Below are 13359 nucleotides of genomic sequence, written 5' to 3' on the forward strand. Positions count from 1 at the left end.
GATAATTGGCCCTAATGTGTGTTTAAGGCGCCCTAAAAATCAACGCCTTTACGGGCTTTTATCCCGGAGGTAAATGCGTGCTTAATATCTTTAACTTCAGAAACGGTATCGACAACATCACGTAGTGCTGTACCACCACCGCGGCCGGTTACCACAACACTTTGCTCTCTAGGCCGCTGGTTGATTGTTGTTACCACTTCGTCTTCATCGAGATATTTATAGGCTAGCATATAGGTAATTTCGTCGAGTACGACCAAATCTATACTGGGGTCTTGCAGTAAGGGTTTAGCAAAGGCCCAGGTTTTTTCGGCGGCAGCAATATCACCGCTCCGGTCTTGAGTGTTCCAAGTAAAACCCGTGCCCATTTGATAGAAGGCGACCTCAGGGCATTTCTCGCGTAAATATATTTCTTCACCGGATAATTGTTCGCCCTTTATAAATTGAATAACAGCCACTTTTTGACCATAACCTAAGGCTCGCATTACCATGCCAAAAGCTGAGCTGGATTTACCTTTGCCATTTCCGGTAAGCAGAAGGGCAACACCACGTTCCTCGTCAGCACGTTCAATATTGTTGTCCACCTTGGTTTTTTGCTTTTCCATAGCGGCTTTGTGCTTATCGTTTTTGTGCGAATCGGTCATTAGTGTGCCCTGTTAGTTTAATATTCGTAACGAACGCCGGCGTAAGCCGCCACGCCGGATGTATTGAAACCTGTTACCTCTTCGTATTGTTCATTCAAAACATTATCGACTCTACCGAACAAATTTAGGCCCTTCAAAATAGCGTAGTTAGCGCTAATGTCCAGTAGTTGATAGTCGTCTAGCTCAATCCGACCGAGCTCATATATTTCATTTACAGAGCCTTTTGAAATTCGGTAATTGGTGCGAATGTTCAAATCGTTGTCGAGCAAAGTAAAGATAAAGCCAGCGTTAACGGCCTTTTCTGGTCGACGAATTCTTTGTTGCTGGCTACTCGTTTCTGTATCGTTGAGGGTACCGTTAAGTTTGAATTCAACCCAGTCGGCCAAAGGCATATTGAACGCTAGCTCCTTGCCACTAGAGTGGCTTGTACCATCACCTTGTAAATAACCCGAATAGGCTACAAGATCGAAAAATATTTCATTTTCGATACTTTGATTGAAGTAGGTAAACTCCAAGCTAGAGGCGTTTGAAAAGAAATAGTCGAAGCCAATATCGAAGCCCTGGCTCTGTTCTTCGTTAAGTTCAGTTTCTGCAGCCAAGCCAAAGGCGCTATCGCTTTGGTTGTAGGCCAGTTCAGATAAGCTTGGTGCGCGAAAACCGTTACCGAAACTTGCACGTAGTTTGTAGCTACTGTCTGCCAGCTCGCCTATATAGGCAGATGTTAACCTCAGGCTTACATGCTCACCAAAATCATCGTGGTCATCATAACGGGCGCCTGCACTAAAATATAGGCTGTCGTTAAAGCCTAGCTGTAGTTCCGAAAATAAGCCCATTTGATCACGATTCAGGTCATCGCCATCAACAACATCCATTGTCTCACCTTTCAAATCGGAGCCCGCTACCAGGGTCACGCTATCATTGATGTCGGAGCTGATAACAATGTCGTGCTTGCGGATTTTACCTTTTGTAGCAAAGCTGCTGTCACCGTCTGTAAAGTTAGTACGCTCAACAGCCGTATTAGATGACCCCAACGTAAGTTCTAGGTCATCGCCAGTGTAGTCTATGCTTGCACGAGCCGTGGTTTGTTCAAATTCGCCGACACAGTCATTGCTGCTGGGGTAGCCGCAATTATCGAATTCACTTTCGGCGTTTACGTCCCTGAAAACCACTTGAAAACGCAGGTTTTCTTGCGCGTTGGAGGCTGCAAGTTTTCCGTGGAGTGTACGGTTTTCGTAGCCGTCACTCTCGTTGGATTCATCGCTGGTACGTGCATTAAAACCATCCGTCTTTTTATCGGAGGCCGATAAAAACAGTTGGTAGCGATCTGAGCCTGCGGCAACAAAACCATCAATGTCTTGAGTGCCATAACGCCCAGCCTGTGCGCTTACTTGGCCAGCTACGCCTTCTGAAACGCTACGGCTAAAAATATTAATAACACCGCCGGCGTCTGCTCCGTAGGCAAAGCCCTGTGGGCCTCGCAGAATTTCAATTCTTTCAATGTCGCCACTGTTGGTTAGGTGTTGTACCTGCGGGCCTATTTGAGTGCCTGTGGGGTCTGAAATTTCAACGCCATCAATCATAATAAGCGTGCGGTAGCCTTCCTCACCGCGAATACGCAAGCTGGAAACCTTGCCGGGGCCGCCAGAATTGGAAGCAGAAATACCCACTTGGCTTCGTAACAAGTCTGTTATAGCAGGGTAGTTTGCGAGCGCTATTTCTTCGGCATTAATGACACTAACAGACGCACCAATTTGACGAACGGGCGTCTCGTTTCTAGAAGCGGTAATAATAACTTCTTCTAGTAGGTCTTGAGAAAAGCTTGGATGAGTGTACAGCGCGGCAACCACCGCAGAATAGATTAAAGTTTTTTTCACTTTGAGCCCCAATAGCTATAAAGATAATAAGCAATTGAGGGAGGCATCACGAGGAAGATAAAGGCTTTGGTGGGCCCCAGGGCAGAAAAACAGAAAAGCTATAGCGCCCTGAATCAGTCCTGGATGGAAGCCCTCCGCTCCATCAACGAACGCACATTTGGCTGGTGTCGGGCTCGTAGGCCTAAGGGCCCATTTACCGTTGCGGGGGCAGCGTTGGTTTTTCACCAAACTTCCCAATTAAGCGAGCCATCTAACTAGATGGCCGTTGCACCAAAATGCAGGGCGCACTCTAGGGCCAATGGCGCCCAAAGTCAATTAGGGAGTTTGATGTAGGAGTCATTGGCACAGACGGTTTGATACAGCGCAACCGATTAAGGCTATAGTTTGCGTGGAAAGGGGATTTTCATTAATTGCGCAATGGCAAAGTAAGTGTAATACGTAAACCAGCCGGCAAAAAGCACATCACTTAAAAAGTGTCCGCCCTGAATAATACGAACGAAGCCCACCAGTCCACCCAGTATTATCCCATAGGCAAACCAAACGCGCCGCTGTCTTACCCAGGCTACCGCTAACAAATAGAATCCAATGGCGGCATGACCGCTTACAAAAGAGCAATTTTTTTTACATTCACCTGAATAGTGAAATACGGGCGCATAAACCATGTTACCGCCAAACTCGGCAATATGTTGCGGCCGTGGTCTGCCAACAGAATTATCTTTAAGCACTATATTCACTAGAATGCCTGGGCCCAATAGCAGTGTTATAAGTAGATAAACCCAGTTTTTTTTTGCACTAGCCCAGCCTTTCTTTGCACAGTAAGCGATACTGCCAATAAAAAGTAACAAATAAAAGAAATGGATTTTTGCGAAAACCAAATAAACAAACCTTACAAAGCTATTGTCGGCATAAGTGAAGCTGATGCCATTAAAATAATTGGCTGCGACAATTAAGTCTAATTCGGGCCAGAGTAGAAAAAGGGCAATGGTCGCAACAAAACCTACTATATCCGGGCGCAATAGAGCGCGTACCTTAAATCCCAATGCTGTTGGTTCAGTCATTTTTAGCGTACCCCTTAAAGCCCGTCATACGATAAACCGATACAGAGCGGTTCTCACCTTTATAGGGGCTGTAGGAAAGGGAGGGTAATAGCGCTACTGTATTGAATTGGGCAAGAACCGTTGGTTCCAGCGGTGCTTTACTGATAAATATGAATGCTTGCGAGGCGTCTCCAGACCAGTTGCGAAAATTTACTTTAAGGTCGTAATAATCACGAATATTGGCGTCGTCGGGGTTCCAGCGTGCGAGCTTAAAACTGCCAGGCATAGCGTAGTAGCCTAGGTATGCCAGTAGGTCGCGTGAATTACTGGCAAGAATTACGTTTGTGTTTTCTTTTAGTACGGGCTGAAGTTGTTCACCTAGCTGTGGCCAGCCAACCACCCGGTGGTAGGGGTCGTTTTTAGAGCTGGGCTCAACGTCTAGCCAGTGTAATACAGAAGGCCAATGATAAAATAGTGACAGTAGTACAAGGTTCAGTACCAAGCTGCGACCGAGCAAAGTGTAAAAGCGATCTGCTTTAAAGGCATACTGCCATGTGAAGCCCAGTAGCAACGTAGCGGCTACCATCCATGGCCCTGCCCAGTTTGGGAAAGCGCGAGACAGAAATGCTTGCAAGGCGATAACGCCAAGAATTGTCAGCATTACCCACAATAAAAGGTTAAACCGTTCACGGTTTATATCGACGGCAATCGGTGGGCGATTTACCGGTCGTTTTATATAACCTTGCATGCTTCTGATTAACAGGTAGCTGCTAATTGCGCCAAAGATGAGGAACTGCGTTGCGACGAACTCCAGCAGTGATTTAAGGTTAAACAACTGGCCGCTAGTTTGGGATATTTCCTGGGTATGATGTAACGCTACCCAATTATGGGCAAAATTCCAGTATATGTTGAGACTGAACACTAGGCCGGCGATAACCGCCGCGACCCATGGGCCGCGCGTAATGAGCAATTTACGTTTGCCTGTGCTGGTTAGCAAAAACGCAAAAATGGCGAGGGGTAGGGCACCCATGGTGTATTTACTTAACATCCCGCAGCCGGTAAAAAACCCTAACAATATCCATTGGTTTAGGCGGTTTGAGTCAATAGCTTTTAAGGCAAAATGCAGTGATAAACACCAAAATAGAAACAACGGCGCATCGGTGGTAATAAACGCGCTGTTAAAGCCCACCATGGGGATGGTGATAAAAATAAGCGATGCGACTAGCGCTATAGTCGATGAGCTGTAGCGTTTAAGGGTATAAAAAATAACAGCGGCACTGGCGGCATACGACAGGTTAGCCATTAACTTAATGGCGATTACACTATCGCCAAATAGACTCGTACTGAGCAAAATACTCCAAGCGACCATGGGTGGTTTAGAGTAGTAGCCTAAGTCAGGATTGAGCGACCAGTGATAATAATAAGCTTCATCGTAAAACAGGCTAAGGTGTGGCTGAAATAAAATAGCCAATCGGTATACGACTAGTACACAAAGGCAAAACCAAAAAAGTCCATGGCTATTCACCCACGCGGGTACAAATGGGAGCTTTATCTGTGTTGCTTCTAGTGGCGAACGTTGAATATTAAACTGCGGGAGAAGGTAGTGCTTAATCGTTCGATAAAGCGCCGCAATGCCGGTTAAATAAAGCAGCGGTAATGCTAGTGTGTAGTCGTTTTTTTCTAGCAGTAAAATCAAGGCGGCTAGCGTTAACAGTACAAGCACAACACGGCTCATCAATACATTAACGCCTTTTGGCCAATTCGTTGACACAACAATGGCCGCAATCGCAGCGAGCACACCCAAACCACCGCCCACTAACGTATCAATTGGCCAGTGTACGCCTAGCCATATGCGGCTTAGGCCTACGAGAGCGGCAGCGCCAATTACGGCGAATCGTTGCCAAAGTTTTGTTGCGTGGTAATACACCACGGTGGCCATTAAAAAGGCTGTGAGCGTGTGACCAGAAGGAAAGCTGTGGTGTTTGTACCCCTTGCCGAACAGGTTAAATGATTCGGGCGTTAGTACAGCCGGGGGCCTCGATGCGTCGAAATACTCTTTAAGAATATTGGAAACAAGGCCGCCTATAATGGCGGTGAGAAACACAACCCAATGAAAACGCGGGTTTTTAGTGCTAAATAACAAAACCAAAGCCAATAAAAACGTGCCATCACCAAATACCGTTATATTGTGGAGCACAGCTTCGGGAATGTCGGCAGACATAGCATTAACAGGGTGAAAGCCAAAATGGTAGCCACCAATGAAATACCCAATAATTGCTACAAGGAACAAGCAGCCGCTGACACCGGTTAGCTGGTAGAGTCGCGAAATGTTAAGTGGTGTATGAATGTTTTGCTGTGCTAAAACCAGCTGTCGCTGGCGATTATTAATGGACGAGAAATACCTTCGAATGTTCATTGGCCGTCCTCGTTTTGCGGCATAGCGTAAGAGGAGGGCAGCACCTTCAATATGACTAGCCCACCAAAGGCCCATACTGGCACGGCCTGGGCCTGGGGTATTGTGTTTTCAATGTACTTGTTAAGCCCGTTAAGGCGGTCAACACGCGTCAACACCAGCTCGTTTAATTGCGGTGGCCGCAGCAGGGTAATTTTTTGTCGGTAAACACTGAAACTGGGCATATGCATACGCCAGGCGACAATAGGTTCCTCAACACCAGAAGTTTCAGTTCGCTTTTTAAGGAAGGCGATTGCCTGATGTACGGGTGCTTGCTGAAACCCTGAAGCCACAGAAGCAAATGAGGTGTAAACAAAAACATTCAGTAATAAGCCCGATAACACCAAGCGCTGCCAAGTTCTAATGCTTGGCAGTAAGCTAACGGCTAGCATCAGCGCAAAAATAATAACGGCCGTTATCGTATAGCCAACATTAAAAACCTCGAGATGCCGGGAGAGGCTCGCGCCGTCGTAGCCTTTGGTGCTTTCGGCCGCAAGCGCAATAATGTGCGGCAGTGCTAGAAGAATTGCCATAAACGCAAGTGGGAACACCATGTGCCAACGCGCTTTTGAAAATAACCCTTTGTTACGCGCAAACAAAATAATGAGAGGCACACAGCCATTCAAAATGTAATGTGGTAATTGGGTTTTGGAAAAAGAAAAAATGACGAAGAAAACGCCGAACCATATAAGCAGGTAGCGGCTAAAAGGGTCTAACAGCTGCTGTTTTAGTTTGCCGAAGATGCCGCCTAACTGCCCGGTAAACGGCAATACCAGTAGGGGTAGCACAGCCATATAATAAAGTAAGCTGCCGCCGTGACTTTCGCGAGTTGCGGAAAATCGTTTTAGGTTATGCTCCAGTATAAAACCCTCAAAAAATCCCCAGCCCTGTTCCAGGTATACGGCAATCAGCCAAGGCGCTACCGTGCCCACATAGACAAGCCAGCCCAGCGGGTTTAAATAGGCTAAGTACAATTTTTTGTCTGCGCGTATAGAGACCAAATACAGAAAAGAGGTGAGTAGCGGAATAACCACGCCAACCGGGCCTTTTGTTAAGGTCGCCAAAGCCATCCACAAATAAACCCGCAGAATTACGACGGTAGAGGGACTTTTGAAGTAACGCCAAATATCAAATATGGCCAAGCATAGAAATACGTTCAGTGTGGCATCGGCTATGGCAGAGCGGGCAATTAACGCAATCCAGAGAGAATTGATAAGGAAAAGTGCTGCGATTAAGCCTCGGTGCTTGCCCATAAATTCACGGGAAAAGCTGAATACAGCATAGGACCAAAAACAGGCCATCATTACCGATGGGAGGCGAAAAGCCCATTCATTAAAGCCAAAAAGACTGATGCTAGTAGCTTGCAGCCAATAGAAAAAAATTGGCTTATCGTAGCGCGGCTCGCCATCGAGATAGGTCGCTGAAAAGACACCGCTCTCTAGCATTTCCCTGGTAGCTTCCGTGAATGCGCCCTCATCTAGGTCAAACAGTGGTACTGAGCCCAGCCCAAGAAAAAAACTTAGACCGACACTGATGTAAATAGCGAGAGGCGAAGACAGTAGTCGACGAATTTGCAGGCTGAAATTTTGCACAGAATAAAAGTTCTATAAAAGTTAATGGTCAGACGTTTTCAGTTTTATTTTTTTCGGCTTGTTCCGCCAGTGAATAGCTAAGCGGCTGTCTAACCTTATAGCTTTTTACGTTGGTAGTTTGGAAAAATATACGGCTTAGAATTTCTGACAGCACACCCGTGGTTAAAAATTGCAGCGAGGCAATAATTAAAATACTGGCGAACAACAGCATGGGCCTATCGCCAATGTTTTCACCCAGCACAAATTTAACGAACATTAGGTGGGTCATCATCAACCCGCCGGCCATGCCAACCCACAGGCCGATGGAACCAAAAAAGTGGCCAGGCCGTGCGCGAAACTTGAGGAAGAAAAAAACGGTTACCAGGTCGATGAGTACGCGAAAGGTGCGGGTAATGCCATATTTGGATTCACCCGCAACGCGGGCGCGATGATTAACAACTGTTTGCCCAATGCGGTGTGGCGGGCAAACGGTAGCCATCCATACGGGGATAAACCGATGCATCTCACCGTATAACCGAATTTGTTTTAACACGTCGGCGCGATACACCTTTAAGCTGCAGCCGTAATCATCTAGTTTTACACCACTCACACGCTGAATAAGCTTGTTGGCAATACGAGAAGGCAGTTTGCGCGAAACGGCAGCATCTTGGCGGTTTTTTCGCCAGCCCTGTAATAAGTCGAGGTCTTTTTCTAATAGCTCTTCAACGAGGCGCGGTATGTCGGCAGGGTCGTTTTGCAGGTCGCCGTCCATTGTTGCGATTAGTTCGGTTTCGGCTGCATCAATACCCGCTTGCATAGCCGCGGTTTGGCCGAAATTTCGTTGCAGTTCAATGTGTTTATACCGTTCACCGAAATCGGGTAAGCAGGCATTAATTTTCTGCGCCGTAGTGTCTCGGCTACCGTCGTTGGCAATAATCACATGCCAGTCGCCCGCATAGGTTTTTAAAGCTGAATCTAGGGCTTCGAATAGGGGGAGAACATTATCTTCTTCGTTGTAAACCGGTACGACAACAGTCAGGCTGGGTAAATGCATAGTGACAGTAAAACCTTAGAGTGAATTATTGGCGAACTTGTTTGGGGGTCAGCAACAGGAATCCCAAAATTCCGACACAAATATTAATAACGAATATAAACAGATGAACATTGACCGCGGTTTTAACCAGCGGTTCGCTCTCGTACCCTAAAGGAAGCAGCGGCAGAGTAAATGCGAGTTCAAACGTACCAGCATTGGCAAAGCCGGTAACGGGCGATAGGGCACTGCCATCGGCAATGATAGTGGCTATCCAAGCGTGGTCAATGGGTAGATTACCCAGTGCTGCTGCTAACGTTGCAAGCGCAAAGAGTTTGACGCACCAAATTACCAGAGTGTAGGCGTATAAGCTGATCCATACCCGCTTTTTCCCCAGTAATGGCCCTGCAAATTTCAGTTTGCCGATACGCGAGCTAGCGCTTTTTAGCAAAAGCATGCCAATAGGCAGTGCCGCTATAAGGGCGACGGGGGCAATAATACTGTATTCACCTAGCCACAAACTACCGGCGAAAAATACCAGTAGGCAAAGCAATACATGGGCATCGAACAGACGTACCAAAAACAGCGTTGCTAAGGCGTACTTAACGTCAATACGTAATTGGTGACGACTGAGAGCCGGCAAGGCCAGTTCGCCAAGGCGCATAGGTAAAAGAAAACTTACGGTGTTGTGAACAAAGCTCACCGCTAATGTTTGTCGGAAGGCTGTGGGTTGTTGTTTATTGTAAGCGTAGTGAATACGTGCGACACGAGCAATATGGCTGATTAAAACCATCACCATTGTCGCAAAAACGATAAAAGGTGAAACCTTAACCCAGTTTGCCAGCGTGTTTGACCAGCCGTAGGCAGAATGTACCCAGTAACCTAGGCCAAATACCATGGCAGCGGCAAAGAGAACTTTGACGTAGGTGGCGACTGTTTTTGGCATTGATGGCTTGTTGCGTTAGCAGAATAGAAGGCGTACAGCTGTTGAAAGCCGCAGTTGCGGCGCTTTATAACACAGTTGGCCCACATTATCGTAGCCGCTAGCTGATTATTTTTTTAACCATACGCACGGAGTTTTGAATCCACTGGGACCAAGTATCGGGGCCAGAGATTATTTGCAAAGTAATGTTGTCGCGCCCACCATTATTTAGCGCTGCTTGAATTAGCGCTGCCGTTGCGGTTTTAACGCTGTCTGATTGTGCCAAAATCTGTGTTAATTCGGGCTCGTGGACGGCATCGGAAAGCCCGTCGCTGCACAGTACCAACCATTGATTCCGTTGCCAGCTATGTTCCACGCTACCTACCTCAACATCCTCGAGATCAGCAGAGCCAAGGCACTGTGTTATAATATTACGTTCGGGGTGAGTGGCCATTTCCTCCTGCGCAATAACGCCTGTGTCGACTAACAATTGCACATACGAGTGGTCGCGGGTTAATAGCTCTAACTGATCGCCATGGCCATTTGGTGCGGGTATGTAGCTATAGGCTCGGCTGTCGCCAACCCAGCACACCTTAAATGCATTTGCGTTGGATTGTACGGCCACCACCGTCGAACCCATGCCCGTGCCACCAATGCCATTTTCGGCGGCTTGTACAACGGCGTGATGGCTGTTTTGTATGGCGAGTTCGAGGCTAGCACCTCGGGAAATTTCACGTTTAATTGTATCGCAGGCAATGGCACTGGCTACTTCACCGGCAGCGTGCCCACCCATACCGTCGGCCACAGCCCACACACCAAGAAAAGGCATACTCAGGAAGCAGTCTTCATTATTGCTTCGCTGCAGCCCAACATCGGTAGCGGCGTGGTAGTGGGTTAATTGCATTCGTATTTCACTCGGGTGAGCATGTCCTTCTGCGAGCACCAGACTAAACCAAATCGCATAAGCTGTCTTGAAATGGTTGTGAGTAAAGCCGTAAATTCGGCGATTAGTCACAAACTTCCCTAATTCAAACCGAAAAAACTATTTGATCTGGTTCATTTATCTTATAAAGATTATCGTTATACTGCTGGCGAACTAATTTGCTTTGAACGATCTACACTGTTACTGAAACGTTCTAAACTTGAAGAGCCAGTGCAGAAGATCAAAGGCCTGTACTGGATAATAGGTAATCTGGCGGGTATTGTGAAACCACTTTTACAACTCTTTACCCAAATAATGGCCTCAGATACGAAGACTGCATGCTGCAATTACGATTTAAAAACAAAGCGATAAAGCCTGTTTGGCTAGTCGACCCTCGAACCAGTGTAGGGAAAGCTAGAGCCTGCAATATTTCAATTGATGATACCCATCTTCGCGCCCACCACGCCGATATCACCGTCGAAAATGATACCGCCACCCTGGTAAACCTGGTTGGCGACGATATGGTGCGCATAAACGGTGTTCCGGTACTGGAGAGCCGTGAAATAAAACACGGCGATATCGTAAATTTGGGTTTCACCGAAGCGCGCCTAATGGATACCCGCCGTCAGCAGGAAGACCCGCTCTCGGTTACAGCCGAACAGCAGCCCATAGAGCCCTGGGTATTGACACCCTTGGGTACGGCGCTAGCAGGTAAAGATTTTGAGGTTTTAGATAGCATTGTGGTCGGGCGTTCTCAGGAGTGCGATATTCGTTTAGGTGTGGCCCACCTTTCACGTCGTCACGCGAAACTGACGGTTGGCCCAAGAGGGCTAGAAATAGAAGACTTAAAGTCCGCCAACGGCACCTATGTTAATGGTCAGCGTATTGCTCGTGCGGTGATAAAGCCTGGCGACCAGGTACGATTCGACACCATCACCTTCACCGTTAGTGGCCCCCAGCCAGATTTAAACTCCACCACCGTGCGCCCGGTGGTAAAAGTGCCAGACCTAAAAGTTCGCCAACCCGGCGCTGTGGAATCGGGTAAGCGTAGCCTTGAAAGCGGCGTAGAGCCGGGGGCTCACGTGCGTAGCCGCCCCGAATTCAGCAGCTTGAGTGGTGGAACAGCGGCGCTCAGCGCCGAAGTGAACACCGATTCTAGGTCATGGGTACCGGTAATTTTGGTGATTTTATTGTTAACCGGTAGTGCCGCCGGTTATTACATGCTTAGGTAGTGCTTCATTCTAAAGTTCATGTCGCTTTATGAAAGGCAATTCGTCTGGCGGTCATTCTTCCTGCCACCCTTCTTCCGAAGACTAAGCATCCCGCGCCTAAGAACAAATAATTATTGAAGATCTTACGTTGTTGGCCGAAAACTGGGTTAAGCGCACCCTAGGTTCGGAGTTAGGTCATGGTTAATTCAGATTTAAACGGCTTGCCTGCAGCCCCAGCGAAAGCCAGCTACAGCACACGCCAGATAAGCACCAGTGCTGAATACAGCAGCACAAGCGTAAAACAAGAGGGTGGCCAGCAAACCACCGTAACGGCACGTTTGTCTACCGCATACAGCTATACCGAAACCCGCTACACACCATCATCATCGAACCCAGTGGTTACCTATCAGGCACCACAAAATTTACCTGCGACTGAACAGCCCAATAGTCAGAGTGTTAATACGGGTGCTAACACTTCTGCGGGTTCCACCGGTGCGGTTGAAGCAAACCCCGTTGGTGAAAGCCAAAACCCCGGTGCAGCAACCATAGTAGCGTTTGTTGACCAGCGGCTCGCCACCGATGTGATTGACGGCTCAACAACAGAAGAGCTGCAATCACGCCTGCAAGCAGGGCTAGACGGCTTTATACAGGGCTATACCGAAGCCGTAGATCAACTTACCGAAATGGGCTTGTTTGAGGGGGATGTAAAAACAACCATTGAAGACATGTTCAACCAAGTTATAGCGGGCATTGGCGAGCTTGCAGATAAATACGGGCTAGAAAACCCCGCTGCAGACATAGCGCTTTATGAAGCCCCAGCGCAAACCGCGAATCCATCGGGCGCAGCCCCAGTAGCGGAACAAGCCATTATTAGCACATCGCCCGTACAGGCCTTTGAGCCATACGTAGACGCCCTTACGGCCAATCAAGAAGCCGAAAACTTCAACACGCTCATAGCCCCCTCGCAAGATTTCTACGCACGTCTGGAAGAGGAGCAGTCTGAGAGCCGTCTGTACAGCTTAAGTTTGCGTACACAAGATGGCGATGTTGTTACCATTCGCAGCTATTCCGACCAAGGCTCCCTGCAACGCTCTGGCGATGATGCAGGCGGCGGTGAATATGAAACCGATGCGCTACAGGATTTCCGTATTAGCGTTAACGGTGATCTCGATGCGGGCGAGATGAGCGCCATAACCGATTTACTCTCACAGCTTAACGATGTTGCCGATGAATTTTTCGAGGGTGATATTTATGAAGCCTACGAAAAAGCCCAGGACGTAGGGTTTAACGCCGAAGAAATTGCCCGTTTTTCACTGAATTTAAGCCAAGTTGAATACAGTAGAATAGAGTCGGCTTACGGTTCTGTGGCGCAAGCGGATACCGAAAAGCTCAATCTCCGCGCAGACAACGTTAGCCAGAATCACAGTGAATCGGTATTTGATAACCCCGTTGGTCGCATGAGTGATTTCATTCAGCACCTAGACAACTTACGCAACGACTCCCACCGCAAAGGGTTCGAAGAGCGCGAACTCCCGGCAATGGCTGAATTTGTGGGAAGGCAAAAGCACGAACAGCATCCGCATTTCGACCAACTCAAACCCTTTGTTGGCGACATGATGGGCGCTTTGCGTAACCTTCACACATAGCGCTAATGTACGTGTGGTGTTGTAAACTATGGCGATCTTAGCTTAAAAGTCGT

The 13359-nt window shown here is 47.8% G+C and carries 10 protein-coding genes and 1 riboswitch; of the genes, 2 read left to right on the plus strand and 8 right to left on the minus strand.

The window, feature by feature from the left end:
* Positions 1–32: 32 nt before the first annotated feature.
* From cobO to H5336_RS19130, 8 genes are all read right to left on the minus strand, one after another.
* Positions 33–641 (minus strand): cob(I)yrinic acid a,c-diamide adenosyltransferase, encoded by a 609-nt coding sequence (gene cobO, locus H5336_RS19095; protein WP_185236067.1) that lies wholly within the window; start codon positions 639–641, stop codon positions 33–35.
* 17 nt (positions 642–658) lie between these two features.
* Positions 659–2515, minus strand: a complete 1857-nt coding sequence (locus H5336_RS19100; RefSeq protein ID WP_185236068.1) for a TonB-dependent receptor plug domain-containing protein — start codon at positions 2513–2515, stop codon at positions 659–661.
* Between the two features lie 142 nt (positions 2516–2657).
* Positions 2658–2806, minus strand: a riboswitch (cobalamin riboswitch).
* An 86-nt stretch (positions 2807–2892) separates the two neighbouring features.
* A complete protein-coding gene (locus H5336_RS19105; protein WP_185236069.1) occupies positions 2893–3573 on the minus strand; it encodes a phosphatase PAP2 family protein in 681 nt (226 codons plus the stop codon).
* Positions 3566–5968, minus strand: coding sequence for a glycosyltransferase family 39 protein (locus H5336_RS19110; RefSeq protein ID WP_185236070.1), 2403 nt, complete (start codon positions 5966–5968; stop codon positions 3566–3568). Before H5336_RS19110 ends, H5336_RS19105 begins: the two co-directional genes overlap by 8 nt.
* Positions 5965–7596 (minus strand): ArnT family glycosyltransferase, encoded by a 1632-nt coding sequence (locus tag H5336_RS19115; RefSeq protein WP_185236071.1) that lies wholly within the window; start codon positions 7594–7596, stop codon positions 5965–5967. The genes H5336_RS19110 and H5336_RS19115 overlap by 4 nt, the downstream gene beginning before the upstream one ends.
* Positions 7597–7624: 28 nt before the next feature.
* Positions 7625–8629, minus strand: coding sequence for a glycosyltransferase family 2 protein (locus H5336_RS19120; RefSeq protein WP_185236072.1), 1005 nt, complete (start codon positions 8627–8629; stop codon positions 7625–7627).
* A gap of 25 nt (positions 8630–8654) precedes the next feature.
* Positions 8655–9551 (minus strand): lysylphosphatidylglycerol synthase transmembrane domain-containing protein, encoded by an 897-nt coding sequence (locus H5336_RS19125; RefSeq protein WP_185236073.1) that lies wholly within the window; start codon positions 9549–9551, stop codon positions 8655–8657.
* Between the two features lie 97 nt (positions 9552–9648).
* Positions 9649–10542: a PP2C family protein-serine/threonine phosphatase gene (locus H5336_RS19130; RefSeq protein ID WP_313557983.1), complete on the minus strand. Its 894-nt coding sequence runs from the start codon at positions 10540–10542 to the stop codon at positions 9649–9651.
* Between the two features lie 245 nt (positions 10543–10787).
* Between H5336_RS19130 and H5336_RS19135 the strand changes: the two genes are divergently transcribed.
* Together H5336_RS19135 and H5336_RS19140 are read left to right on the plus strand one after the other, a co-directional pair.
* Positions 10788–11681 carry an FHA domain-containing protein gene (locus H5336_RS19135; RefSeq protein WP_185236074.1) on the plus strand — a complete coding sequence of 298 codons (894 nt, stop codon included), beginning with the start codon at positions 10788–10790 and terminating at the stop codon, positions 11679–11681.
* 176 nt (positions 11682–11857) lie between these two features.
* Positions 11858–13306: a DUF5610 domain-containing protein gene (locus tag H5336_RS19140; protein ID WP_185236075.1), complete on the plus strand. Its 1449-nt coding sequence runs from the start codon at positions 11858–11860 to the stop codon at positions 13304–13306.
* Positions 13307–13359: the final 53 nt, after the last annotated feature.

Source organism: Teredinibacter franksiae, from assembly GCF_014218805.1.
Taxonomy (GTDB): Bacteria; Pseudomonadota; Gammaproteobacteria; order Pseudomonadales; family Cellvibrionaceae; genus Teredinibacter; species Teredinibacter franksiae.